Source organism: Acetobacter fallax (assembly GCF_011516735.1).
Lineage (GTDB): Bacteria > Pseudomonadota > Alphaproteobacteria > Acetobacterales > Acetobacteraceae > Acetobacter > Acetobacter fallax.
Genome location: NZ_WOSX01000005.1, coordinates 24271 through 48752, shown reverse-complemented (window position 1 = coordinate 48752; position 24482 = coordinate 24271). Strand labels below are relative to the sequence as shown.

24 protein-coding genes are annotated in these 24482 nt (G+C 60.4%); 8 read left to right on the top strand and 16 right to left on the bottom strand.

Annotated features, from left to right (window positions below; translation table 11 throughout):
- Window positions 1-47 precede the first annotated feature (47 nt).
- Window positions 48-884 (top strand): alpha/beta fold hydrolase, encoded by an 837-nt coding sequence (locus GOB85_RS04450; RefSeq protein ID WP_173576462.1) that lies wholly within the window; start codon window positions 48-50, stop codon window positions 882-884.
- A gap of 186 nt (window positions 885-1070) precedes the next feature.
- Here the strand turns inward: GOB85_RS04450 and GOB85_RS04445 are convergent, their stop codons facing one another.
- From GOB85_RS04445 to GOB85_RS04425, 5 genes are all read right to left on the bottom strand, one after another.
- Window positions 1071-1454 (bottom strand): type II toxin-antitoxin system VapC family toxin, encoded by a 384-nt coding sequence (locus GOB85_RS04445; protein WP_019092430.1) that lies wholly within the window; start codon window positions 1452-1454, stop codon window positions 1071-1073.
- Window positions 1451-1747: a type II toxin-antitoxin system Phd/YefM family antitoxin gene (locus GOB85_RS04440; protein WP_173576463.1), complete on the bottom strand. Its 297-nt coding sequence runs from the start codon at window positions 1745-1747 to the stop codon at window positions 1451-1453. The genes GOB85_RS04445 and GOB85_RS04440 overlap by 4 nt, the downstream gene beginning before the upstream one ends.
- Window positions 1748-1796: 49 nt before the next feature.
- Window positions 1797-2435, bottom strand: a complete 639-nt coding sequence (locus GOB85_RS04435; protein WP_173576464.1) for a tyrosine-type recombinase/integrase — start codon at window positions 2433-2435, stop codon at window positions 1797-1799.
- Between the two features lie 445 nt (window positions 2436-2880).
- Window positions 2881-3279, bottom strand: coding sequence for an Ivy family c-type lysozyme inhibitor (locus tag GOB85_RS04430; RefSeq protein WP_173576465.1), 399 nt, complete (start codon window positions 3277-3279; stop codon window positions 2881-2883).
- 142 nt (window positions 3280-3421) lie between these two features.
- Entirely contained in the window at window positions 3422-4201 is a 780-nt protein-coding gene (locus tag GOB85_RS04425) for an acetoin reductase (RefSeq protein ID WP_173576466.1), read from the bottom strand.
- Window positions 4202-4709: 508 nt separating this feature from the next.
- On the opposite strand from GOB85_RS04425, the gene GOB85_RS04420 reads away from it, so the two are divergent.
- Window positions 4710-4883 (top strand): hypothetical protein, encoded by a 174-nt coding sequence (locus GOB85_RS04420; protein ID WP_173576467.1) that lies wholly within the window; start codon window positions 4710-4712, stop codon window positions 4881-4883.
- Window positions 4884-4920: 37 nt separating this feature from the next.
- The gene (locus tag GOB85_RS04415) at window positions 4921-5394 is read left to right on the top strand and encodes a nuclear transport factor 2 family protein (protein WP_173576468.1); all 474 of its coding nucleotides are present in this window, start codon (window positions 4921-4923) and stop codon (window positions 5392-5394) included.
- 29 nt (window positions 5395-5423) lie between these two features.
- Here GOB85_RS04415 and kdsA read toward each other — a convergent pair whose 3' ends face one another.
- From kdsA to tpiA, 4 genes are all read right to left on the bottom strand, one after another.
- The gene (gene kdsA, locus GOB85_RS04410) at window positions 5424-6257 is read right to left on the bottom strand and encodes a 3-deoxy-8-phosphooctulonate synthase (protein ID WP_173576469.1); all 834 of its coding nucleotides are present in this window, start codon (window positions 6255-6257) and stop codon (window positions 5424-5426) included.
- Complete coding sequence (locus GOB85_RS04405) at window positions 6254-7897, bottom strand: CTP synthase (protein ID WP_173576470.1); 1644 nt, start codon at window positions 7895-7897, stop codon at window positions 6254-6256. Before GOB85_RS04405 ends, kdsA begins: the two co-directional genes overlap by 4 nt.
- 291 nt (window positions 7898-8188) lie before the next feature.
- On the bottom strand, window positions 8189-8515 hold the full coding sequence (gene secG, locus GOB85_RS04400; RefSeq protein ID WP_173576471.1) for a preprotein translocase subunit SecG: 327 nt from the start codon (window positions 8513-8515) through the stop codon (window positions 8189-8191).
- 43 nt (window positions 8516-8558) lie between these two features.
- Window positions 8559-9308: a triose-phosphate isomerase gene (gene tpiA / locus GOB85_RS04395; protein WP_173576472.1), complete on the bottom strand. Its 750-nt coding sequence runs from the start codon at window positions 9306-9308 to the stop codon at window positions 8559-8561.
- Between the two features lie 375 nt (window positions 9309-9683).
- On the opposite strand from tpiA, the gene GOB85_RS04390 reads away from it, so the two are divergent.
- Entirely contained in the window at window positions 9684-11633 is a 1950-nt protein-coding gene (locus tag GOB85_RS04390; protein ID WP_173576473.1) for a peptidylprolyl isomerase, read from the top strand.
- Entirely contained in the window at window positions 11633-13168 is a 1536-nt protein-coding gene (trpE, locus tag GOB85_RS04385; RefSeq protein ID WP_173576507.1) for an anthranilate synthase component I, read from the top strand. Before GOB85_RS04390 ends, trpE begins: the two co-directional genes overlap by 1 nt.
- A gap of 186 nt (window positions 13169-13354) precedes the next feature.
- Here the strand turns inward: trpE and GOB85_RS04380 are convergent, their stop codons facing one another.
- The 6 genes from GOB85_RS04380 to nrdR all read right to left on the bottom strand — a co-directional run bounded on the left by GOB85_RS04380 (window position 13355) and on the right by nrdR (window position 18371).
- Complete coding sequence (locus GOB85_RS04380; protein ID WP_173576474.1) at window positions 13355-13552, bottom strand: hypothetical protein; 198 nt, start codon at window positions 13550-13552, stop codon at window positions 13355-13357.
- Between the two features lie 21 nt (window positions 13553-13573).
- Window positions 13574-14272 carry a dienelactone hydrolase family protein gene (locus tag GOB85_RS04375; protein ID WP_173576475.1) on the bottom strand — a complete coding sequence of 233 codons (699 nt, stop codon included), beginning with the start codon at window positions 14270-14272 and terminating at the stop codon, window positions 13574-13576.
- A gap of 283 nt (window positions 14273-14555) precedes the next feature.
- The gene (locus GOB85_RS04370; protein ID WP_194298671.1) at window positions 14556-15812 is read right to left on the bottom strand and encodes a polysaccharide polymerase; all 1257 of its coding nucleotides are present in this window, start codon (window positions 15810-15812) and stop codon (window positions 14556-14558) included.
- A gap of 363 nt (window positions 15813-16175) precedes the next feature.
- Window positions 16176-17198, bottom strand: coding sequence for a thiamine-phosphate kinase (thiL, locus tag GOB85_RS04365; protein WP_173576476.1), 1023 nt, complete (start codon window positions 17196-17198; stop codon window positions 16176-16178).
- Window positions 17182-17796, bottom strand: coding sequence for a transcription antitermination factor NusB (gene nusB / locus GOB85_RS04360; protein WP_173576477.1), 615 nt, complete (start codon window positions 17794-17796; stop codon window positions 17182-17184). Before nusB ends, thiL begins: the two co-directional genes overlap by 17 nt.
- 107 nt (window positions 17797-17903) lie before the next feature.
- Complete coding sequence (gene nrdR, locus GOB85_RS04355; protein WP_173576509.1) at window positions 17904-18371, bottom strand: transcriptional regulator NrdR; 468 nt, start codon at window positions 18369-18371, stop codon at window positions 17904-17906.
- 281 nt (window positions 18372-18652) lie between these two features.
- Here nrdR and GOB85_RS04350 point away from each other — a divergent pair, with 281 nt between their 5' ends.
- Complete coding sequence (locus GOB85_RS04350) at window positions 18653-19276, top strand: copper chaperone PCu(A)C (protein ID WP_242011291.1); 624 nt, start codon at window positions 18653-18655, stop codon at window positions 19274-19276.
- Between the two features lie 406 nt (window positions 19277-19682).
- On the opposite strand, the gene lpxB is transcribed toward GOB85_RS04350, so the two are convergent.
- Window positions 19683-20843, bottom strand: coding sequence for a lipid-A-disaccharide synthase (gene lpxB, locus GOB85_RS04345; protein WP_173576511.1), 1161 nt, complete (start codon window positions 20841-20843; stop codon window positions 19683-19685).
- A gap of 196 nt (window positions 20844-21039) precedes the next feature.
- Between lpxB and tcuC the strand changes: the two genes are divergently transcribed.
- Window positions 21040-22401, top strand: a complete 1362-nt coding sequence (tcuC, locus tag GOB85_RS04340; RefSeq protein ID WP_277875848.1) for an MFS transporter — start codon at window positions 21040-21042, stop codon at window positions 22399-22401.
- Window positions 22398-24173, top strand: coding sequence for an OprO/OprP family phosphate-selective porin (locus GOB85_RS04335; protein ID WP_173576478.1), 1776 nt, complete (start codon window positions 22398-22400; stop codon window positions 24171-24173). The genes tcuC and GOB85_RS04335 overlap by 4 nt, the downstream gene beginning before the upstream one ends.
- Window positions 24174-24482 lie beyond the last annotated feature (309 nt).

The window sequence follows — 24482 nt, the reverse complement described above, 5'->3', positions numbered from 1 at the left end:
TTAGCGTCTGGGCAATATCAAGCCCTCAATTGTTCAGGAGACGTATCATGTCATTCGTAACAACGTCCGACGGCGCGGAAATTTTTTACAAAGACTGGGGGCCGAAGAATGCCCAACCGATCGTCTTCCATCATGGATGGCCGCTTAGTGCCGATGACTGGGACACGCAGATGCTGTTTTTCTTGAGCAAGGGTTTTCGCGTTATCGCCCATGACCGCCGTGGTCATGGGCGCTCGGCGCAGGTGAGCGACGGGCACGACATGGATCATTATGCGGCGGATACATCGGCTGTTGTGGAGTACCTTGATCTGAAAAACGCCATCCATGTCGGACATTCGACAGGCGGGGGGCAGGTTGCCCGCTATATCGCGAAATATGGTCAGCCTCAGGGACGTGTTGCCAAGGCCGTTCTCATCAGCTCCGTGCCGCCCCTGATGGTTCAGACGGACCGCAGCCCTGAAGGCGCACCGATCGCTGTCCTGAACGGACTGCGTGCAGGGCTTGCGGCCAATCGCGCGCAGTTCTTTCTCGATGTGGCCAGCGGGCCGTTCTACGGCTTCAACCGCCCGGGAGCTGTAGTTTCGGAAGGCACGATCCGCAACTGGTGGCGTCAGGGCATGATGGGCAGCGCCAAGGCCCATTACGAGGGCATCAAAGCATTCTCCGAAACGGATCAGACCGAGGATCTGAAGGTCATCACAGTACCGGTGCTCGTGCTACAAGGCGATGATGATCAAGTCGTGCCTTACCAGAACGCGGCGGTCCTTCAGGACAGGCTGCTTCAGGACAGCACGCTGAAAATCTATCCCGGTTATCCGCACGGCATGCACACGACACATGCAGACGTCATCAATGCAGATATCCTGGCGTTCATTACTGGATGATGATCGCATCATAACGATGTGACGTTTAGCGTCAGCAGGTAGCGTCTGGACTCTCCATCTGCCCTGTTGTGAGTTCAGTTCCCGAAATGTCGCCGCGCAGAAATCTGTCCGTCGATGTCGGCTTACGGTAACGTCGCTGACGGACGGAATGTCTTGAATGAAGCATATTCTGACGGCAGTTTCTGCTCACGAGCAGCGTATTCGCTTGATGGGGTAATGATCCATTTGTCCATCTTCCGAAAGAAATGCGGCGTGTTCAGCTTGCGCCTGCGCCATCAGGAGATGGTCAAACGGATCACGATGGTGCAGAGGCAAAGACATCAGGATCCGCAGGTGTTCGGGCTGTATTTGTAGTAGCGAGAAACCTTCCGCAGGAATGGCTGCCAGAATGTCGTTCATATCCGCATCCAGTTTTCCGATACGGATTTTGATCGCAATCTCCCATAATGACACAATACTCACCAGAATATCATGAGCCGGATCTGCAATGATCTCTCGTGCATTCTCACCCAGCCGGTCGGAGTCCGAAAGCCACCAGAGCAACACATGCGTATCGAGCAGAACCTTCACAGGTCGCGTTCCATGCTTTCAAGAATGTCCGACGGTGTCTGATCAAAATCGTCGCTCATTCTGATCCGCCCACGAAGTGCTCCCGGCTGACGACGGGGGCGATAAGACGGAGTTGGCGGCCGCAGTTCAGCGACAACCTCATCATGAGACGTCACGAGGATCGTACTGCCCTGCCTGACCTGACGCAGATACGCTGTCAGGTTTCCCCGGAACTCCCGAACACCGATTTTCTGTGGGGGCGATACGTTATCTGAAAGATGCTGACTCATGGTCTCCTCCCTATGTGTCATCATAGCATGTACACACAGGGAGGAGATAGAGAATTCTGAGACATATTCGATTTCAGAGATCAGTGGCTTCCGACAGAGCCAGAGCGTCCTCGACATCCACCCCAAGGTATCGAACCGTACTATCCAGTTTTGAATGACCCAGCAGGATCTGCACGGCTCGGATATTACCGGTTCGTTTGTAAATCATGGCAACCTTAGTCCGGCGGAGCGAATGAGTTCCATATTCCCCGGGGATAAGTCCCACCGCCTGAACCCATTGATCCAGAAGCCGGGCGTATTGCCGTGTGCTCAGGTGAGCTTTGGCGCTTAGGCGACTTGGAAAAACATACTCATTCAGGCCACCACCGCGATGTTCCAGCCACGCCCGCACGCTTTCCCGCGTTGTTTCTGTAATTTCGAACTGTACAGGTCGCCGGGTTTTCTGCTGGACGACCATGGCTCGGTGGCGCACCTGACCGCTGGTAACGATGTCGCCGATACGAAGGCTGACAAGATCGCAGCCCCTGAGCTTGCTATCGAGAGCAAGATCAAACAGAGCCTTGTCTCTAATACGCTGTTCGCTCCCAAGCCAGAACCGAATAGCCCAGACGTGCTTTTCTTTGAGTGCCCGCTTGGCGCCAACCATTTTTCCTGCATTCCAAGGCACGGACGCCTTCAGCGTAGGTGATGGAAAACGCGTTTTCTTCTCCATGATACCTTCTCCTGATCAGCTGCAGATGCAGCAATCAGAAGTTTGGACGAGGATATCGACGGATAACGAGAACTATTGCCGACTGTCCGTTTTCCGGAAATCCGCAAGATTCCGATTATGACCGACATGACGGCGCTTTCACTCCGTCCGCTTATTGCCTCTACGAACACCATATTCTTTTATTTAACAGGATAGTGACCCAGCTGACTGTCCTCAGGAAGGAACATTGCACGTTCGCTCTGTGCCCGCGCCATCAGGAGATGATCCATACTGTCCGGAACGTCCGGCGGCCTCTGACAGGGCAGGGCCATTCCCCGACATCCACGTCAGAATACCTGACAGTACTATCCGGTTTCGGAGTGCCGGCAATTATCACAAACACGACATGTCACCGGTGACCACAAACCACACCCATCCACCACCCTCTTTCCGGAAAACAACCCCGTCACCCCGGATTATTCCTCTGCCACGACGCCTCCATCGCCCCCAGCACCGCCTCATCCGGCTCCCCCAGAGGCATCTGATAAAGCCTCCCGCCACGCCGCCGCGACAAAAGCCCCCAGCTCTTTGCTCCGTCCGCCGAAAAAATCACCTCCATCTGCGCGTCCGCGCAATTATGCGGCTGACAAAGATGCCCGGATAAATAGGGTGTTCCGCCAATCGTCACCGATGTCGTCGGAACAGACGTCGCGGCCGGCCCCGTCACCCAGGCCGGCAGCGTCACCATGCTCCGCCAGGCCGGGGCAAATTTCGGCTGATGCGCAATCTCAGCCGTATAAGCGCCGTCAGCCAGGGCCGGTGTTGCAAGACACAGGGCCAGGAGGGCAGAGAAGACAGGGCGCATGGATTTCAGACTCCGTATCGCTCAGAAAAACTGACGACAATAATCTGCCGATAAGACAGAAAAAGGAAAGTCCACCAATCAGGCTTCGAGTATCCTGCCAGGCCCCGGCAGAAAAGCCGGATAAAACCACGCACCGACTCACTCAGCGATAAACCATCCCCCCGTCGATCAGAATCGCCTGACCCGTCATGTAATCGGAATCCGGCCCCGCCAGATAAGACACCAGCGACGCAACATCGTCAGGTGTCTCCGCGCGACCCAGCGCGATTCCATCAACAAATTTACGATATGTCTCACCCTTCGACGCACCCGTGATTTCCGCAAAACGCCGGTCGATCTCAACCCACATATCCGTGCCCACAACACCCGGACAATAAGCATTCACCGTAATGCCCCGGCTCGCATATTCTTTCGCAGCCGCCTGGGTCAGTGCGCGCACGGCAAACTTCGTCGCCGAATATACACCAAGTAGCGCATATCCCTCATGGCCGGCAATGGAACATGCATTGATGATCTTGCCTTTTCGGGAAAGGGCAATGAATTTGTCAGCGGCAGCCTGAATCCCCCACAACACGCCCTGAATATTAACCCGGAAAATCCGTTCAACCTCCGCAGGCGTCACAGCCGAAATCGGCTGCACCTGTGCAATCCCCGCATTATTCACGATAATGTCGAACCCGCCCAGTTCCTGCTCCGCGTGATCGATCGCCGCACGCATCTGGTCCCGGTCGCCAACATCCGCCACAAAGGTCGTGACCCTGCGCCCGGTCGCTTCGATCTCACCGGCAACAGTCGTCAGTGCATCACGGCTTATATCGACAAGCGCGATGTCAGCGCCATCTTTCGCAAGGCGCAACGCGATTCCACGACCAATGCCCTGACCCCCGCCAGTCACCAGTGCCACTTTTCCCTGAACCGACATGCTGCCACCTTACCTGTTATTGATATCCCGACATAAGCCAGACCGAACGAAAGCATTTCTCACGACCGGAAGGTCCCTCATGCAGAGGATAGTTCCATCCTGAAAAACACCCGGCCATGGCGCGATTTTTCTTTGTTTTCATACCAGGCCGCTCGGTCAGCGCGATTTCAGTCACGCCGCATATCCCCAGATCAACGGCAGTCGGCACATCGTCACAGGAGTGTGATGCTCATTCGCAAAACTGTCGCATTTTTGCGCCGGAATACGCTTTCGTATGAGATGTCAGCTTCCTCCGGGGCCGCCCGGACGCCCCCTCATTATCGCCGGCATCGGCCCTTGAGACGGGTTGCGACACCTCCGGTAAACCCTCAATCATTGAGAATCCCGCGTTCCGCAAACAGCCTCACGGAACTCCGGGCCGCTCAGACAGTCATTAACAACACAGGCGCGTGCGAAATCGCCCATCCTGACGATCCCCGCAACGCGCTATTCATCGGAGGTCCGTTACATGCCCTGGAAATCTGAAGATGCCGAAAAGCACACGCACAAAGCAGACACGAAAGCCCTGAAAGACCTCTGGGTCAAAGTCGCAAACGACTGCCTCGACCGCACCGGCGATGAAGGCCGGGCCATCAGGGAAGCCAACGCCGTCGTTGCGCGAAACGCGGAAAAGTCGGATTAACCCACACCCTGCCCAAATCCGGAAAGGCCATCTGACCATGGAAGCCGACCGTGCTCCGCTGCCACCCTTCACAACCATCAAAGCGGCCACTCAGAAAGTCCGTCTCGCCGAAGATGCCTGGAACACCCGCGACCCCGAACATGTCGCACTGGCTTACACCGCCGGCTGTCACTGGCGAAATCGTACAGAATTTCTTCAGGGCCGTGATGCCATCATCGATTTTCTGAAACGAAAGTGGAACCGGGAGCGCGATTATCGCCTGATCAGGGAATTATGGGGATTCCGCGAAAACCGCATGGCTGTCCGCTTCGCCTCTGAATGGCACGATGACAGCGACAACTGGTTCCGCTCCTACGGCAACGAACTCTGGGAATTCGACGAACACGGCCTGATGCGTCGCCGCGTCGCCAGCATCGACGATGCCCCGATCCGCGAAAGCGAGAGACAATTTCACTGGCCATCCGGACGCCGACCCGATGGCCACCCGTCTCTGAGTGATCTGGGGTTTTAACGCCTCGAGGCTCTGCCCCAAACCCCGGCTTAAGCCCCGACCTTCGCCAGCGCGTCAAACCCCTGCAAGCTTCGGATCACCCCCGGCATCTCCCGTAGTGGCAGCATGTTCGGCCCGTCACTCGGCGCCCGGTCCGGCTCGTCATGCGTCTCAATGAACACCGCCGCAACACCAATCGCCACCGCCGCCCGCGCCAGAACCGGCGCAAACTCCCGCTGCCCGCCCGAAGCCGTGCCCAACCCGCCAGGCTGCTGCACAGAATGCGTGGCGTCATACACCACCGGATAGCCCGTCTGCGCCATGATTGGCAGCCCGCGCATGTCATTGACCAGCGTGTTGTAGCCAAAGCTCGTACCACGCTCACACAGCATGATCCGCTCATTGCCCGTCGAGGCAATCTTCGCCGCAACATGGGTCATGTCCCACGGCGCCAGAAACTGCCCCTTCTTCACATTGATCGCCGCACCCGTCTCGCCAGCCGCCAGCAAAAGATCCGTCTGACGACACAGGAAAGCCGGAATCTGCAATACATCGACAGCCTCAGCCACCGGCCCGCACTGCTCCGGGCTGTGAACATCCGTCAGAACCGGAATCTGAAACCGTTCGCGAATATCAACAAGAATCTGCAAGCCTCTGCTCATCCCGACCCCACGCTGCGACCCGATGCTGCTCCGGTTCGCCTTGTCGAAAGAGCTTTTATAAATCAGCCCGATCCCGGCTTCGCCGCAGATCTCCACCAGCGCCGCCGCAATATCCGTGGCATGAGACGCCGACTCAATCTGACACGGCCCCGCAATCAGAACGAGCGGCAGGTCATTGCCAATCGCCAGATCACCAACCGGAACAACCGTCTGAATGCTCATACAGATGTCTTTCCGGCCCTGGCAGCTTTCACTGCCGCCCCGATAAAGCCCGCGAACAGCGGATGCGGCGCAAACGGACGCGAAATCAGTTCCGGATGATACTGCACCCCCACAAACCAGGGATGATCCGGATATTCCACAACCTCCGGCAGAATCCCGTCCGGCGACATGCCCGAGAACTTCAGCCCCGCCGCCTCGATCTTTTCGCGGTAATGCACGTTCACCTCATACCGGTGACGATGCCGTTCACGAACCGTCGTCGTGCCATAAGCCTCCGCCACGCGAGACCCTTCCTCCAGCTTCGCCGGATAGCCGCCAAGCCGCATCGTGCCGCCCAGTTCGCCACCCTCGCGACGCCGCAACATCTCGCTGCCCCGCGCCCACTCCGTCATCAGCCCGACCAGCGGCTCATCCGTCGGCCCGAATTCCGTGGAAGACGCCTTCGGCATCCCGCCCAGATTCCGGGCACACTCAATCACCGCCATCTGCATGCCAAAACAGATCCCGAAAAACGGAATGTTGTTCTCACGCGCAAACCGGACCGCCTCGATCTTGCCGCCCGATCCGCGCTCGCCAAATCCGCCCGGTACCAGAATTGCATCCATCTCAGACAGTTTCTGAAGCGTCTCAGGTGATTTCTCAAAAGCCTCGGACTCAAACCACTCCAGCTTCACCCGCACCTTATTGGCGATCCCGCCATGCAGAAGCGCCTCACTGAGAGATTTATAGCTGTCGAGCATCGCCGTGTATTTGCCGACAACACCAATCCGAACCTCACCCTCAGGCTCGCGAATCGTATCGACAATGTTCTTCCACGCCGAAAGATCAGGCTCTTTGTCGAACGGAAGATGGAAATACCGGAGAACCTCCGTATCCAGCCCCTCCGCATGATAGGAAAGCGGGCACTCATAAATCGTGTCCACGTCCCGCGCCGCAATCACCGCCTCAGGCCGCACATTGCAGAAATTCGCAATCTTGCGCCGCTCGTTATCCGGAATTGGCCGGTCACAGCGGCAGAGCAGAATCTGTGGCTGCAACCCGACATTCTGCAACTCCTTCACGGAGTGCTGGGTCGGCTTGGTCTTCAGTTCGCCCGCCGAGGCAATCCACGGCAGCAGCGTGAGATGCACGACAATGGTGTTCTCAACGCCCAGATCGTTCCGCAACTGACGAATGGATTCCAGGAAAGGCAGACTCTCAATGTCCCCAACGGTTCCGCCAATCTCCACCAGGACGAAATCCAGCCCTTCGGTGTCAGCAACAACCCGCTCTTTGATCGCATCGGTAATGTGGGGAATGACCTGAACGGTCCCGCCAAGATAATCGCCGCGCCGCTCACGGGCGATCACATCGGAATAAATCCGGCCCGTCGTCGTGTTGTCCGCCCGCGTGGCGTTCACACCCGTGAACCGCTCGTAATGCCCGAGATCGAGATCCGTCTCCGCACCATCGTCGGTGACGAACACTTCGCCATGCTGATACGGACTCATCGTGCCCGGATCGACGTTCAGATAAGGATCGAGCTTACGCAGCCGAACCTTATACCCGCGAGATTGAAGGAGAGCAGCAAGAGCCGCCGAAGCGATCCCTTTGCCGAGTGAAGATACCACGCCACCGGTGATGAATACGAACCGCGTCATGGAAGGTCTCCCTACACTGCGGGGGGAGGGGGAGGGAAGGGCCGAATCATCACCCTCCGGATTTTATCACCCGAACCGGCCAGGGACCGCAGCCCCCCGAACCCGGATCCGTTGATCAGCAGGCCGGTTTTTCCAAAGGCCGCAGACCTTTGGCAGGTTCCAGGGCAAAGCCCCGCGAAAGCGCGGGCACCCGACGCGAACAGAGGCCCTGGGATACGGCCCGTTTAAATCACCTGGCTACAACGGCCTTCCGGCCCCGGCGCAGCAGAGCCCCGCTAACCGCAACCAGCCTTAGTGCTGCGTCACAGGAGCCGGCGGCATGCCAGCAGCCGCACCGGAAGCCACAGGCGGCGGAGGATTGGCCAGAATGTCATGACCACCCCCCGTCACCGCGCCACGGTTCAGAACCGCCAGCGTCAGAGACAGCAGCATAAACGCCGTCGCCAGCACCGCCGTCGAACGGGTCAGCAGATTCGCCGTGCCACGACCGGACATGAAAGCGCCCATGCCCTGCGAGTTGCCGATGCCAAGGCCACCACCCTCGCTGCGCTGAATCAGCACAGTCCCGATCAGGGCAATGGTGACAAGGAGATGAAGGACCATCAGGACGGAAATCATGGACTACTCAGCTGAAAGAACAGAAAAACCCGACGCGTGAGGCTCAGCGCGCGGGCACGGCATAAACGATGGACAGGAACGCATCCGGCTTCAGGCTGGCGCCTCCGACCAGGGCACCTGCCACGTCAGGGATGGCAAGGATCGAGGCAGCATTCCCCGCATCGACCGAGCCACCATACAGAATCCGCAGCGTTTTGCCACTCTCGCCAAACTGACGAACCAGCTCAGCCCGGATAAACGCCACCGTGCTCTTAATGTCATCAGGCGTCGCCGCCAGACCGGTGCCAATCGCCCAGACCGGCTCATACGCCACAACGCCGGTAAATCCGTCAGGCAAAGAGCCCTTGATCTGCCAGCCAATGGTGTCCTGAGCCTCGCCGCTCTGTCGCTGATCTTCCGTCTCACCAATGCACACGATCGGCGTCAGGCCAGCCTTCGCGGCGGCAACAGCCTTCTCGCGCACGGTCTCATCAACCTCGCCATGATCGCGCCGGCGCTCGGAATGACCCAGAATCACATGCGACACGCCAAGATCGGTCAGCATCCCCGGAGCGATATCGCCGGTGTGTGCGCCCTTCTCATCCATGTGACAGTTCTGCGCACCCAGCGCGACCGGCGTGCCCTTCAGCTGCGGCGCCAGCAGGCCAAGCTGCGTGAAGGGCGGACAGATCACAATCTCGGTGCCCGTCGCCGGACGCTCCGCAAGTGCTGCAAGCAGGCTCTTCACGCGGTCGGCGGAGTCGGCACTCAGCCCGTTCATTTTCCAGTTGCCGACGATGATGGGTGTGGTCATCGGACATCCCTCCTGCAAAGCGTGTCCCCGGCGGAGCCCGGTGGAAGGTCCGGCCCGAAGACGTCTCTTGAAAAGGGACATATCCCCCTTCTGCCGGCACACCGCTACCCCATCCGGGTAAATCCAGGCAAGAAGGCCGCGTTTTCTCTTCCTCAGGACACGTTCCTGAACCCCGCAAAAGAGCACAGCCCTGCAGAGAAAACGAGGCGCGGAAATCGCGCCTCCTGCCGGACACGGGGCAGAACCCCGTAAACCGGCCACACGCCGCCACGCGCCTTCTGGTCAATCCGGGCACGTATGAATATGGTGCCCCGCCCGGATTGCGGCCAGAAGCCACAATCTCTCCTGACTTTTTTATTCGCGGACTGCGCCTGCATGATTTCGTTCCTGCGTCACTTCGTCGTCGATTCCTGGATTGGCCGCGTGCTCGCCCTGGTCATTTTCCTCGCCTTCGTCGGCTGGGGCATCGGCGATGTCATCAGCGGTATGGCCGATGACCCCGCCACCGTCGCCACCGTGGGCTCGCGCAAAATCACGACCCGTGATCTCGCCGCTGCCCTCCAGGCCGAAATGCCCCGCATGGCGCAGCGGATGGGCGCACCTGACCCGTCACAGATGCCGCCCCAGTTCCGCCTGCAGATGGCGCAGGAAGTCCTGCAACGCCTGATCGGTCAGGCCCAGGTGCTGGAATCCGGAAGCCAGTACGGTCTGGTCGTGCCGGACCAGGCCGTCCGGGACGAAATCTTCGCCATGCCTTACTTCAAAGGCATCAACGGCTCCTTCGACCGCAACCTGTTCAACAGCAAGCTCGCCCAGGCAGGTATGACCGAAAAGCGCCTCATCAGCCTCGTGCATGATGATCTCGCCGGCCGCGCCATCATGGACCCCGTCGCCGCCGGCGCACATATCTCCGACCTGGTCGTCTCGCGGATCTATGGCTTCGAAACCGAAACCCGCGATCTGGACATCCTCCATATCCCGTTCGCCAGCCAGACCGCGCCCGCGAACCCCGACGACGCCGTCCTGCGCCGTTACTACACCAACCACCCCTGGATGTTCCGCAGCCCGGAATACCGGCACGCCCGCATCATCGTGCTCTCGCCCGATACCGTCGCCCCGCAGATCCCGGCCACCGACGAGGAAATGCACCGCCTCTACGATGCCCAGGCACAGCGTTTCCACGCCCCTGAACTCCGCACCATCCAGCTCATAACCGCCCCGGATGAAACCACCGCCCAGGCCATCACAACCATCTGGAAAGGAGGCGCCGACTGGGCACAGGTGCAGGCCGCCGCAAAGGGCAGCGCCGCCGTCGAGTTCACCGATACACGCGCCAGCGCCCTGCCATCCGACACGCTTCAGAAGATCGTCTTCTCCGCCCCGGTCGATGCCGTGGAGGGACCACAAAAGACAGAAACCGGCTGGGTCATCTTCCGCGTCACAAAAGTAACGCCCCCCCATGACACCAGCTTCGGGGACGCAAAGGCCACGCTTCACGACGAAATCGTCAAAGCCCGCGCGCCCGACGCCATCAGCAGCCGGGTCCCCAAACTCCAGGACGCCATCGCCGGCGGCGGCCTCGACTCAATCCCCGCCGATCTCGGTGCCGCCGCCGCCTCCGGCTCGCTTGATGCCCACGGCATGACCAGAGACGGCGAGCCGGCGCCACTGCCCGCCTCCGGCCCGCTGCGTGACGCCGTCGTCGCGAAAATCTTCGCGCAGGTAAAAGGCGCTCCGCCACAACTCGTCGAAGCCACAACCCCGCCGGAAAAACCCGGTCAGCAGCCCGGCCCGTCCCTTGGCTGGTACGCCGTGTCAGTGGACGATATCGTCCCCGGCCAGCAGGAGCCTTTCGAGGCAGTGCGCGACCGGGTCATGACCGCCTGGCAGGCAGACGCCAGAAAACACGCCGCCGACCAGCAGGCCACGGCCCTCTATCTCGCCTCACGCGATCACGGCGGTCTCGCAGCCAGCGCCCCCGCCGGAAGCCCCGTGCAGAAAGACGTCATGCTCTCCCGTGTACGCCCGCCCGCAGGACTGTCACAGCAGCTTATGGAAGCGGTCATGCACATGCCCGCCGGCCAGAGCTTCATGGGCGAAGACGCAGACAGCTTCATCGTCCTGACCGTAACCGGTATCCGGCATCCGGACCCGAAAACCGATACGCTCGGCTACAGCCGCGTGCGTGACGGCATGACGGAATCCCTGTCGTCAGACCTCACCTCGGCCTTCATCCACAGTCTCGATGGCCGGTTTAAGGCAAAGATCATGCCCGCCGGCGTGAAAGCCGCCCTCAGCCAGGCCGGATACGGGGACGGGACATGATGCGTCTCGCCTCCCTCGATTCCCCGACCCGCGCCGACTGCGCCGAAGCCTGGAGCCGTGGCGAAAGCCGCGTGGTCTTCGCGGTCGATGCCGCCGATCTGCTCACACCGGTCGCCGCCTATATGCGTCTGGCCAGCCTGGGCGATACGAGCGGTCGCAACACTCTCCTGCTCGAATCCGTCGAAGGCGGCGTCTCCCGCGGGCGCTACTCCATCATCGCCCTGCGTCCCGATCTCGTCTGGCGCTGCCATGACGGAAAAGCAGCGGTAAACCACAGCCCGGAGGCCGATCCGGATGCGTTCACGCCCATCACGGACACCCCGCTGGAAAGTCTGCGCACCCTGATCCGGCAGAACCGCCTCGATCTCGCCGAGGGCCTGCCACCCATGATCGCCGGCCTGTTCGGCTATCTCGGCTACGACATGGTGCGCCAGATGGAGCGCCTGCCCAACGCACCCGTCGACGATCTAGGGCTGCCGGAAGGTGTGATGATGCGTCCCGGCCTGTTCGTGGTCTTCGACACCGTGACAGACGAACTGATCCTCGCCGCCCCCATCCGCCCCCGCGCCGATGACACGCCGGACGCCGCCTTCGACCGCGCCGAAGCCCTCATCCGCGAGGCCCGCGCCTGCCTCGCCGCCCCTCTCACCGTGCCCGCCGAACCACATGTCCCGGCCCTCGAAGCGCCCCGCTCAACCTACACTGAAGCGGAATTCGAGGCCGTCGTCACCCACATCCAGGACTACATCACCGCCGGTGACGCCTTCCAGGTCGTGCCGAGCCAGCGCTTCTCCACCCCGTTCGGCCTGTCCACGCTCTCGCTCTACCGTTCCCTGCGCCGCATCAATCCGGCCCCGTTCCTGTTCCATCTCAATTTCGGTGAGTTTTGCCTCGTCGGCTCCTCGCCCGAAATCCTGGTGCGCCTCCGTGACGGTAAAATGACCGTCCGCCCCCTCGCCGGCACCCGTCCCCGCGGCGCCGACGCGGCGGAAGACAAGCGCCTGGAAGAAGAACTCCTCGCGGACGAAAAAGAACTCGCCGAACATCTGATGCTCATCGACCTGGGCCGCAACGATGTCGGCCGTGTCTGCACCACAGGCTCAGTGAAGGTGACCGAAAAGTTCGTCATCGAGCGCTTCAGCCACGTCATGCACATCTCCTCCAACGTCGAAGGCGTGCTGAAACCCGACCTTGAAGCCCTCGACGCCCTCATCGCCGCTTTCCCGGCCGGAACCCTCACCGGCGCTCCAAAAATCCGGGCCATGGAAATCATCGACGAAGTCGAACGAACCCGCCGCGCCACCTATGCCGGCTGCATCGGATATTTCGGCGCCGGCGGCGATATGGACACCTGCATCGGCCTCCGCATGGCCGTCATCAAGGACGGCACAATGCACGTCCAGGCCGGCTGCGGCGTCGTCGCCGACAGCGTCCCCGCCCTGGAGTGCGCCGAAACAAAACACAAAGCCCGCGCACTCTTCCGCGCAGCAGAAGACGCCGTGCATCTGGCTTCACGCAACGCGCCCGTTGCGTGAACGCTCTCAGGACTTTGTCCGTAATGACCATCAAAAATCGCAGATTTCTGGAAAGGCTCTGTTAGCGTTGCGCGTTGCTCTGTGGTTTTTCAAAGGGTTAGCAAAAGACCGGGCTCTGCCCGAACCCGGAAGGGGTCGCGGACCCCTTCACCCCGATTTGTTGATAAATAAGCAGATTTCTGAGGGTCAGCGAGACGCTGCTCCCGTACGCGGCGCCACCCCAGGCGCCCCGACCTCAGGCACCACCACCGCCTTCGACCGCCGCGCGCCCATCACCTTGCGGACAAGCGTCACCAGTCCGCCAGCCGCCGCAATACTCACAGCCACGATCAGCGCCGCCGCCGGCCTCTGCCGCGCCTGAAACTCAGGTGTCATCTTCACCATATCGACTCTCTCCGCTCCGGGTTATGACCTGTCCGGAATATTGCCCTTCGTGTGCAACCCGGCTTCAAGAAACGTGATGCTGCGATCCCACGCCAGACGACTGGCCGCGGCATTGAAACTCGACCGGTCGCTGTTACCAAACCCATGTCCGGCATCATCATAAACGTACACTTCGATCTCAGGATGCGCCGCCCGGATCGCCGCAACATCCGTATGCGGAATCGAACTGTCCTGCCCCCCGAAATGAAGCTGAACCGGACAATGCGGCACCGCATCTTTATGAGCAGCAATCCCGCCGCCATACCACGCGACAGCCGCTGAAAAATCATGCGTCTCAGTCGCCGCATCCCACGCCAGTGCCCCGCCCCAGCAGAATCCGATAATGCCCACTTTCCGATGCGGCGCATGCTGACGAAAATGCTGTGCACAGGCGCGCAGATCAGCCAGCGTGTCCTTCAGCGGAATTTCAGCCCGAAGCGCGAGCCCCTTCTTCACGTCATCCTGCGTGTAACCAAGCTCGACATCACCCTCAGCCCGGTCGAATAAAGCCGGCACCAGCACCGAAAATCCCTGAGCCGCAAACGTCTCAGCCATCTGACGCATATGCCGGTTCACACCAAAGATTTCCTGAACCACAACAAGTGCATGAGGCGCGTCGGGATCCCCCGCCTGCCAGGCGGAAAACGTGTGGCCATCACTGGCCGTGAGACGTGTTTGCATGGTGCTCGTCCTTTTCTGTCCGGCATAATCCGTGCCGGATACGGTCATCAGCCCACTCTGTCGCCGGATTCAGGTCCGTCAACAGCCGACTACAGCATGTCATAGCAGAGAGGCGGCCCTCTGACCTGCGTGACACTGACAGGCGGGACAGACAGGGCTCCGCTCCGCAACCCGGCACAGACTCTGTTCGCGTTGCGTGTTTATTGAAGCCCGGGGTTCCCGCCGGACCCGGGCAACACCCGCGGCTTCCCTCCCACAAATCAATCGTCACACACCGCTGGTGTCAGGCCCGCCGGGGTGACTGATCAGGAGTCTGCGTGGCCCCATACAACATCCATAAAAGAGCCGCCGTCTTGATGCTGAAGACCGACGCACCAATGCACAGAGACGCGGAAAAATAGACCGAAATCCCGGTTCTCATCATGGATGCGGTCTGGTTACGACACTTCGAAAACGCAAACAAAGCCGTGTAAACAAGCGCAAAAGGCACGCCAAGACTGTTGAAGATGTAAGCATAGCCGGTATCGGCCGTATAAATTGCCGATGGCGAAAACGCGAACCACTCGGACAGATTCCAGTAATTCAGAAGTTCCCCCGAAAACAGCAGTCGTCCCGAAAAATCATCACTCCTGATGGTCGGAACCCAGCCCGGTATTTCGTGAAGCGAGCCTGCCACCGTGAGCATCGTTGCAAAGCAGACAGGCATGATGAAGGCAACCAGTGAGGAACTGCGGAGCGGCGAAATCCGGAAAAAAACCATAAGAGCGCAGCATATCGAGCCAAACCGTGAATCACACAGAACAATACAGGCAAAACACAATGCAAACAGAAGAATCCGCCGCTGCCCCGGACGATTGCGGCAGGTGGCCAGACACCACGCAAAAATAATCGTTGCGTAATTCCCAAGAGAAACCGGTTCGAGAAATATCGACGAGACGCGATGAGGACCGAGCAGAAAAGGGAAAAAAGTCCGCTTGACCCCGATCCGGTCGCCCGATGCAAAAAAGGTCGTATTGCTATAGTTGATCGTCGTGGCGGATATGCCGCCCTTCTGAACATAATAACGCCAGATATTGAAAAATTCACCAAACGCCACCGGGCTGGCAATCTCGAAAGCACCCAGCGCAAGCGTCAGAACCATCGTGATCAGGACAGCAGAGCGAGCCTGCGAAATGCCATACATCCGCCCCATCTGGTAAAAAATATAAGCTATTGCGAAATCATGGAGAATTTTTAAGCTAAGATCCGGATTGATCAGTTTTGCACCGATCATGTACGCAACAGAAAGCCCCGTCACGATAACAATCTGCCGGCTGATCATTTTCCGAATGACAATAAAACCAGCGACGAGAATAGCCATCTCAACAGCAGCAACAACGCCGCTGCTAACGTATAACCATCCGCGCGTACTAATATAGCAAAGAAGAACATTAAAAATACTGGATAAAACGACAAGACATGTGCCGGTCTGAAACCGCCACGTCGCGGAGGCGCGCCCCCGATACGAATACGAAGAAGGAATTGCCGCAGACGCGCTCACGATTGTCTTCTCACATTATGGGACTGCCATTCAGAACGCATATCTCCGGTACCAGGGAAAACAGGACCATCTGATGCGCCGCAAAAATCCATTCTTTGTACAATCACGTTCGCCAGGGTGAAAATAAATCGTCAGGTGACATCAAAGCGACGAAAGCACGAACGATAAGCAGGATTCATGCAACCGGAAACCCCGTTTCCGTAAAGATCCCGTCTGTGCCGCCACGATCCTTTAATTCCGGATATGAAAGGTATGTCTTTTTTAATGTCCTGATTCTGTTTTTTCAGAAAAAGCCACGATCATGAAACGGGTCTCTGTGCCTGAGGCGGATATAATCTTCCCCTGGAGAAACACTCTCCCGCCTCACAGATGACTCCACCCCTGCCGCGCCAGCGGAAACGCCGTCCCGTCCGACCGGCGCACCCTCGCTCCGACCCGTCCCGGACCAAACCGCCCGATCCGCGTCACCGGCACGTCCCGCGCCGCACAACACGCCTGCAACGCCGCGGCCCGATCGTCAGGCACCGCCAGCAGCAGCTCATAATCGTCCCCGCCAGTCAGACAAACCGACAACAACGCCTCACCACCCCCCACAGCCCGCGCCGCCGCCGAGAGCGGAACCGCATCCGCCTCAATCACCACACCCAGCCCGCTCTCGCGTGCCAGATGCCCCGCATCCTGAACCAGCCCGTCCGAGACATCCATCGCCGCATGCGCGATCCCCGCAAGCTCAAGACCCAGCCGGGGGCAGGGGACGCGATAACGGCCCGCGAGCCACCCGTCCCGATCAGGCAACTCCCCCAGCAGCACCCTGAGTCCCAGTGCCCCGTCGCCAATCGTGCCCGTCACCCACAACCCGTCGCCATCCCGCGCTCCGTTGCGTCGTAACGCCTGACCCGGCGCGACATCACCAAGAATGGTCAGCGACAGAACCAGCGGACCACGCGTCGATGTCGTGTCGCCGCCGAGAAGAGACACCCCGAACAGACGCTGATCCTCCGCCAGCCCCCCGGCAAAGGCCTGAAACCATGCCTCATCAAACCGGGGCTCAGCCGCCCGCCCCGGACAGGCAAGAGTCAGCAGCCAGCCGGAAGGCCGGGCACCCATCGCCGCAATGTCAGAAAGATTGGCCCGCAACAGCTTGCGCCCGATCGTGTCAGGCGGATCATCCGACAGGAAGTGAACGCCCTCCACCATCGCATCCGCCGCAATCACCAGATCCCGACCGGGCTCAGGTGTAAAAATCGCTGCATCATCCGTCAGCCCCAGCGCTTCCGGTCCGGCCAGAGCCAGAAAATGCTGTCGGATAAAGGCAAACTCATCCGGAAGAGGCGCAATGTCCTCTTCCGCGTCCGGAATAACGGATGGCTCAGCCCCGTCCGTCATCAGCGGCGCCCGCATCTGGCTGCTTTTCTGTCAGAACCACAGTCTTTTCTTCAGCAGCCGGCTCTTCGCTCTCCGGTTCTTCGCGGGCCGGTTCTTCCCTGGCCGGCGCTGGCGCCGGGTTCTTCAGCCGCTTCGCAATGGTGTCCAGCACGCCATTCACCAGCTTCGGCTCGTCACCCGAAAAAAAGCCATGCGCCACATCGAGATACTCGTTGATGATGATCTTCACCGGCGGCGCATCCGGCGATTCCATCTCCGCAATGGCAACCGTGAACAACGCCCGCAGCACCGGATCAAGCCGCGCCACAGGCCATGTGGCCGGCAACGTCTCCGTCAGAAGCGTCGTAACCCGGTCAGTGGCCGCCGCCGCCCGCCGCACAAGACCGGTAAACAGCGTCACATCAGCTTCGGGAATATGGCCATCCTCAAAGGACTCGCCCGCCAGCGTGACCCCGAAACGGTGCTGCACAAACTGAACAATGACCAGCTCAGGCCGGTCATTGCCCTGCTCGATCTGAAACAACGCCTGCACCGCCGCAACACGCGCCGCCGTGCGCGGCCGCAGAGCCGGGCTCAGCCGTTCGTCTGAATGGGTCATCGGCGTCCCTCCTGCACAGGATCTGTATTCTCCGGACCGATGTCCGGGGGGGCGCTTCATGGCCCCTTTGCCGGGTCAGGTCCAGCCCTCCCGGTCGTCATGCACATTTATTGCGTCTCGCGCTTACTGTCATCAATCCGGGTCAGGATCTCCGAAAAATCCTTTGTCTCGCGAAAGTCACGATACACACTGGCAAAGCGAACATACCCGACCGCATCAACCGTGTGCAGCGCCTCCATCGCCAGCTCGCCCACAAGAGCCGTCGGGATTTCCCCCTCGCCGGAGGCCTCCAGACGCCGGGCGATCCCGCTGATCATCTGCTCGATCTGCTCCTCGGAAACCGGCCGCTTCCGAAGCGCGATACGGATCGAACGGGCCAGTTTCTCCCGGTCAAACGGCGCCCGCCGCCCATCCGCCTTGACCACGATCAGATCCCGAAGCTGCACCCGCTCCACCGTCGTGAAGCGCTGTCCGCAGGTGGAACACGCCCGCCGGCGACGGATCGCCGTTCCATCCTCTGTGGGACGACTGTCCTTTACCTGTGTTTCAGCATCGCTGCAGAACGGGCATCGCATCGTAAGTCGTATCCAGGTCAGGGCCGCGAAGGCGGAGTGAAAGTCGGAATAAAGTCCTGCGGCGCGATAAGCCGGACCCTGCCATGCGCCCCGGACCATAAAACGTTTAATAATCGACGGTATTATAGACCGGGCTGACACAAAAGTCTCACACAGGCTGTTCCGCGCGAGAGCCCGCGGTGAGAGACGTGGCGTGTAACGTTTGCGGCAGCCATGCGGATCGGGCCACATGGTCGCCCGCATGCTCATAATGCTATGCGTGCGGGGGAGGGGAAACTGGCTTGAAAAATCTTTGCGTATTCCGGAACGTCCATCAGACAGAAGACGCTGAACCCGGCAGGACACGGCACGTCACGCTCCGCAGCGTCATCGCCATCGGCCTGCTCTGCGCCGCGCCGCACAATCCGGCGGCCGCTTCGGGAGACAGCCAGAATCAGCCGATGAGAAGCTCTCTCGGTCAGGAAGCCGAAATGCACCCGAACGGTACTGGGGCCAACATACCCGGACAGGAAAATGCTGCCCGCGACATCGTCATCCACGATGCCTGGATGCAGCATGTCAGCGCCGGAACAGACCTGGTCGCGGCCTATTTCGCCGCGGAAAACACCTCGGATGGCCCCCATCTGATCGACAGCATCAGTTCTCCTTCCTGCACCTCAATGTTCGGCTATCACTCCGATCTTGAAGTCTCCACGCTCACCCGCGATCTCTTCACTCACCTGACAATCCCGCCCAAACAGACCCTGGTCTTTCCCCCGGGCGGCTATCATCTCGTTTGTCATGTCGCGCCAGGGGTGACCGTCAGCCAGGGGACGACCGTCAACGTCGAATTCCATTTCCTCGGCGGCTCCCGGAAAACAGTCCCGTTCCAGGTCCGTGAAGCGAAACCTTACCACGAGCATTAAAGACTGTTTCAGAAGCTCCTCTGCCTGGAGCGCCCCATAGACTTTCGTTGACGCCGGCCAGGGAAACGGGCTCTGCCCGCACCCGGAAGGGGTCGCGGACCCCTTCACCCCAATTCATTAAAATAAAAGGTTTGCAAAGGTTCTGTTGTCGTTACGTGTTGATCTGTGATTTTTCAAAGGGTTAGCAGAATCCGGGCTCTGCCCGAACCCGGCAGGGACCGCAGGCCCCTGCACCCCGATTGATTAATCATAAAATGGTTTCCAAAGGTCTGTGACCTTTGGTGGGTTCCAGGGCAAAGCCCTGTGAAGAAGCCAGCACTCAATGATAACAGAGCCTTTGCCGGGGTCGGGGCCGTGCCCCGCTTTCCCCCGCATCACAACCGGGCGCCCGTCAGGCAAAACCCTGTCAGCCCAGCATCGCCAGAATCTCATCCGCCGCCGCATCCGCCGGGTCCATCGCGCCAGCCGCCCGCAACCCAGCCAGCAACTCCCTGAATCCCTCCTTCTGCGCCGCCGCCGCCACAGGGGCCGTCATCAGCCGCACCACCGTCGCCGCCAGCAGATCCGGCCGACACTGCTCCTGCAACAATTCCGGAACCAGCATCCGCCCCGCCAGCAGATTGACCATCGCAACATACGGAACCCGGATCAGCCGCCGCGCAATCGCCGCCGTCAGCGGATTCACCCGATAGGTCACAGCCATCGGAACACCCGCCAGCGCCAGCTCCAGCGTCGACGTGCCCGATTTGGTCAGCGCCGCACGCGCCGCCGCAAACGCATCGTGCTTGTCCCCGGTCTCCGTCACGATCACCGGCTGCACCGCCCAGCCCGCCGTCGCCTTCAGAACCGTCTCCGCCACCACAGGCGAAACCGGAATCACCGGAACCACATCCGGCAACTGCCGCCGCAGCAACGACAGCATCTTCCCAAAAACCGGCAGCAGACGGGGCGCCTCAGACCGCCGGCTCCCCGGCATCAGAATCAAAACCCGCGCATCCTCCGCCAGCCCATGACGCAGACGAAATCGCGCCGCGTCCCCCGTGTCAGCCCCCGACTGCAACACCGGATGCCCGACAAACCGCGCATCCAGCCCATGCCGCCGGAAAAACGTCTCCTCAAAGGGCAGCAGAACCAGAAGCCGCTCCCACAAACCCGGAAATTTCTTCACCCTGTGCTCGCGCCAGGCCCAGACCTGCGGCGCCACATAATGCACCCGGGGAATCCCGAACGACGAAATCCGCCGCAGCAGCCGCAAGGCAAACCCCGGACTGTCAATCGTCACCACAAGATCAGGGCGCAGGGCCTCAATATGCCGGACCGCATCATCCAGACGACGAGACAGACTGCGGATGCGGGGCAAAATCTCCACCAGCCCCATCACTGCCAGCTCCTGCATCGGAAACAGGCTCTCAAACCCGCCCTCCTGCATCCGCAGCCCGCCAATCCCCGCAAAGCGAAGATCAGGCCGCCGCCGTCGCAACGCCGCCATCAGCCGCGCTCCAAGCACATCGCCGCTGGCCTCTCCCGCCAGAAGCCAGATCAGCGGACCATCAGTCACAGTCAGAATCCACAGTCAGAATAATATGAAATACCCATCATGCCCCGATAGGACCGCATCCCCGCGGAAGCAAGACACAGAGTGATGCGTTTCCGTAACGGTCAGACTATAATCGCCGGCACTCACGGTTTTGCCGTTGGACGGAATGACAATCCCCGTGCAGAGGTAACCGGAGCGTCAAAAAACAACAACAAGACCAGAGTATATGACCGATCCGACCGCCCCGTCCCTGTCGCCCTCCGCATATTCACATCTCCCCGCCGGACACGCCGCCCCCCACGACCACGCGCCCCCCATGACAACCACACAGCGTGTCCGCGCCGCCATGCAGGTCGCCAGCGGCAATATGCTCGAAATGTACGACTTCATGGTGTTCGGCTACTACGCCGCCGCCATCGGCCGCGCCTTCTTCCCGTCGGATGACCCCTACGCCGAACTGATGATGTCCTTCGCCACCTTCGGCGCCGGCTTCCTCATGCGCCCCCTCGGCGCCATCATCCTCGGCGCCTATGTGGACCGCATCGGCCGCCGCAAAGGCCTCATCCTTACCCTGACACTGATGTCCATCGGTACGCTCTCACTCACCCTCACGCCCGGCTACGCACAGATCGGCCTGCTCGCACCGCTCCTCGTGCTCAGCGGACGCCTCCTCCAGGGCTTCTCCGCCGGCGTCGAACTCGGCTCCACCTCGGTTTACCTCGCCGAAATCGCCACCCCGAAAACACGTGGCTTCGTCGTCGCCTTCCAGTCCGCCTCACAGCAGGTCGCCGTCGTCGCGGCAGCCGCCATCGGCGTCGCGCTCACCACCATCCTGCCACAACCCACCATGTCCGCCTGGGGCTGGCGCATCCCGCTGCTGATCGGCTGCCTCATCGTCCCGGTCCTGTTCTTCCTGCGCCGCAACCTCCAGGAAACCGAAGCCTTCGCCGCCACCCACGCCCCGCCGAAAATCGGCGAGGTGCTGAAAACCATCGTCACCGAATGGAAAATCATCCTCACCGGCGTGCTCATGGTCCTGATGACCACAACCTCGTTCTACGTCATCACCGCCTACACGCCGTCCTTCGGCACCAGCGTTCTCCATCTCGCGTCCCGTGACAGCCTCGTCGTCACACTCTGCGTCGGCCTTTCGAACTTCGTGCTCCTGCCCGTCTTCGGCGCTCTGTCCGATCGCATCGGCCGTCGCCCGCTGCTGATCGCCTCCACCCTCATCGCCATCCTCACCGCCTGGCCCGCCATGTCCTGGCTCGTCTCGGCCCCGTCCTTCGCCCGCCTGCTCAGTGTCGAACTCTGGCTCGCCATCATCTACAGCGCCTATAACGGCGCCGCCGTGGCCTACCTCACCGAAATCGTCCCGCCCCGTATCCGCACTACCGGATTCTCCCTGGCCTACAGCGTCGCCACCTGCATCGGTGGCTTCACCCCGACACTCTGCACCTGGCTCATCCACATGACCCACGACCGCGCCATGCCAGGCGCCTGGCTCTCCGTTGCCGCCCTCTGCGGCCTCGCCTCAGCCCTCATCGCACGCCCTTATAAAGCGCAGGACAGGACTGTCCGCACATGAGCAGAACCCGTTCATGCGCGAGACTCAGGGACTGTTTCAAAAGTCCCCCTGCCGACGATCCGCCACCCGCACAGCCCGGAAAAATCCGTTTGCGTCAGGCTTTCATCGCAGGCACCACCATTCTCTTCTGGTCCGGTGAAGCCGCCGCCTCGCAGATCTCCGCCACAGCGCCCGCGTCAACCGGCGGCGTTGATGTCAAAGCCCTTGCCGACCTCGTCAAAGCCCAGGCACAGCAGATCCGTGACCTGCAGGCCAGACTGGCAAACGTCGAAAAACAGACAAGGCCCCCTACCACGCATATCCATACCGCGACGCAGTACTCACAGGGCATCCATCTGCCGCAGCATACCCTGCAGACGGATGGCCGGTCGCCCCCGGTAACGGTCCTGAGAATGGCCCGGCCGGGAGAAGACATCACGCCGCATTTCAGCACCGGCCCCGCCAGCAACGACGAACTGATGTCCACACAACATATGGTCTACCCGCTGATCCCGGCCGCACCCGGAACCTCCGGCGCCGTGTCAGCCATGCCCTCCGGCTCGTCCCCGGTCATGGGCGTCGCATCCAGAATCCCGGCCTCCGCCCGCACGACAACCGTGGGTGGCCTGGTGCTGAACTGGGGCAAAGGCCTCCCCGAAATCACCACGCCCGACGGCGACTATTCCTTCCGTATGCGTGGCCGCATCCTCGCCGATTACGGCGGTGCCTTCGGCTCGCGCTTCCCGGCCCAGAATGTCTCGCGCACAACCCTCCGCGCTGTCCGCCTCGGCGTCGAAGGGCGCGCCAGACAACTTTCCTGGGTTTTCGAAGGCGATTACTCCCAAAACCAGCTTAGCGTCGTCAGCGCCTACGCAACGTGGAGCGACAAAATGGCCGGCCATCTCGTCGAATATACGGTCGGAAACAAATTCAACGAACGCAGCTTCGACGGTTCAACCGGCTCCGACGCCACCGTGTTTCTCGACCGCGATCTCGTCGCCAACGCCCTTCTGCCCGTCAAAGGCTGGTACGGCCTCGGAGGTGCTTTCAAAATTTTCGGCAAAAGCTGGCACGTCGCCACCCAGATCTCCGGCGACGATATCAATTCAGCAAACGTCACGAACAACGTCCGCGACGACCTCACTTACGAACTCCGCACCCACTGGATTCCCTGGCGCTCAAAAACCGGCCTGATCCATCTTGGCGCCTGGGGCTTCTACGAAGACGTCAAACCCGCCGCGACCTTCGCGCAGTCCGTCCGCCTCCTCGCCCGTACGGACGACGCCTTCGCCGCCCGTATCAACTCCGGCCCGCTCGCAAACTCCCTCGCCGGTGGCCTCGAACTGTTCGGAATCTGGAAGTCCGCCTGGGCTCTGGGTGAATACGGCGCCCGCCACATGCAGTTTCGCGACACATATGGCAGCCAGTCTTACGGCGGCCATGCCGGCACCATCCAGGCCGCCAGCCTCCAGGCCGGCCTGTTCCTCACAGGCGAAACCCCGAACTACTTCGCCCATACCGGCCAGTGGTCCACCCCCCGCGTCCTCGACCCCGTCTCCGATGGCGGCATCGGCGCCTGGGAAATCGCCGTGCGAGGTGACTGGCTCAACGCCTGGGACATTCCCGGTGGCACAAAAGCCTGGTCCGCCACCGCCGGCATCAACTGGTACATCGTGAACTACATGCGCCTCATGCTGAATTACACCCATGCCCATGTGAACAACAAAACCGGAGCTTATCCCGGCGCCACCGGCGGAAATATCATGGGCGTCCGCGCCGGAATCACATTCTGAACCAGTCTTCCGGAGGTTTCGGAGCCGATCCGTTCGGTCATGAAACCACCAGGCAAAAATGTTTCCGTCTGTGCTATATTGTGAATAAAACTACTGCCTGCATCACTGAATTTACGTGAAACAGGCGCTCATCACTCACTCGCCATACGCTGGCCGGACAGAAACACGGCAGACTGCCTCTCCGTGACAAAACCGAAGCGCCGGCCTCCGATACAAAAAACCGGATAACATCCCTGATCCGGATTTTTCCTGCGTTGTATCAGGATAAAATCTGACTACAGAAAGATGGAACCGATTTCCAGCGTAGCC

Bases quoted from the DNA above. Each gene is read 5' to 3' on its own strand.
- GOB85_RS04450 (WP_173576462.1), top strand. From the start codon at position 48: ATGTCATTCGTAACAACGTCCGACGGCGCGGAAATTTTTTACAAAGAC.
- GOB85_RS04440 (WP_173576463.1), bottom strand. From the start codon at position 1,747: ATGATGACACATAGGGAGGAGACCATGAGTCAGCATCTTTCAGATAAC.
- GOB85_RS04435 (WP_173576464.1), bottom strand. From the start codon at position 2,435: ATGGAGAAGAAAACGCGTTTTCCATCACCTACGCTGAAGGCGTCCGTG.
- GOB85_RS04430 (WP_173576465.1), bottom strand. From the start codon at position 3,279: ATGCGCCCTGTCTTCTCTGCCCTCCTGGCCCTGTGTCTTGCAACACCG.
- GOB85_RS04425 (WP_173576466.1), bottom strand. From the start codon at position 4,201: ATGTCGGTTCAGGGAAAAGTGGCACTGGTGACTGGCGGGGGTCAGGGC.
- GOB85_RS04420 (WP_173576467.1), top strand. From the start codon at position 4,710: ATGCCCTGGAAATCTGAAGATGCCGAAAAGCACACGCACAAAGCAGAC.
- GOB85_RS04415 (WP_173576468.1), top strand. From the start codon at position 4,921: ATGGAAGCCGACCGTGCTCCGCTGCCACCCTTCACAACCATCAAAGCG.
- kdsA (WP_173576469.1), bottom strand. From the start codon at position 6,257: ATGAGCATTCAGACGGTTGTTCCGGTTGGTGATCTGGCGATTGGCAAT.
- GOB85_RS04405 (WP_173576470.1), bottom strand. From the start codon at position 7,897: ATGACGCGGTTCGTATTCATCACCGGTGGCGTGGTATCTTCACTCGGC.
- secG (WP_173576471.1), bottom strand. From the start codon at position 8,515: ATGATTTCCGTCCTGATGGTCCTTCATCTCCTTGTCACCATTGCCCTG.
- tpiA (WP_173576472.1), bottom strand. From the start codon at position 9,308: ATGACCACACCCATCATCGTCGGCAACTGGAAAATGAACGGGCTGAGT.
- GOB85_RS04390 (WP_173576473.1), top strand. From the start codon at position 9,684: ATGATTTCGTTCCTGCGTCACTTCGTCGTCGATTCCTGGATTGGCCGC.
- trpE (WP_173576507.1), top strand. From the start codon at position 11,633: ATGCGTCTCGCCTCCCTCGATTCCCCGACCCGCGCCGACTGCGCCGAA.
- GOB85_RS04380 (WP_173576474.1), bottom strand. From the start codon at position 13,552: ATGGTGAAGATGACACCTGAGTTTCAGGCGCGGCAGAGGCCGGCGGCG.
- GOB85_RS04375 (WP_173576475.1), bottom strand. From the start codon at position 14,272: ATGCAAACACGTCTCACGGCCAGTGATGGCCACACGTTTTCCGCCTGG.
- thiL (WP_173576476.1), bottom strand. From the start codon at position 17,198: ATGACGGACGGGGCTGAGCCATCCGTTATTCCGGACGCGGAAGAGGAC.
- nusB (WP_173576477.1), bottom strand. From the start codon at position 17,796: ATGACCCATTCAGACGAACGGCTGAGCCCGGCTCTGCGGCCGCGCACG.
- nrdR (WP_173576509.1), bottom strand. From the start codon at position 18,371: ATGCGATGCCCGTTCTGCAGCGATGCTGAAACACAGGTAAAGGACAGT.
- tcuC (WP_277875848.1), top strand. From the start codon at position 21,040: ATGACCGATCCGACCGCCCCGTCCCTGTCGCCCTCCGCATATTCACAT.
- GOB85_RS04335 (WP_173576478.1), top strand. From the start codon at position 22,398: ATGAGCAGAACCCGTTCATGCGCGAGACTCAGGGACTGTTTCAAAAGT.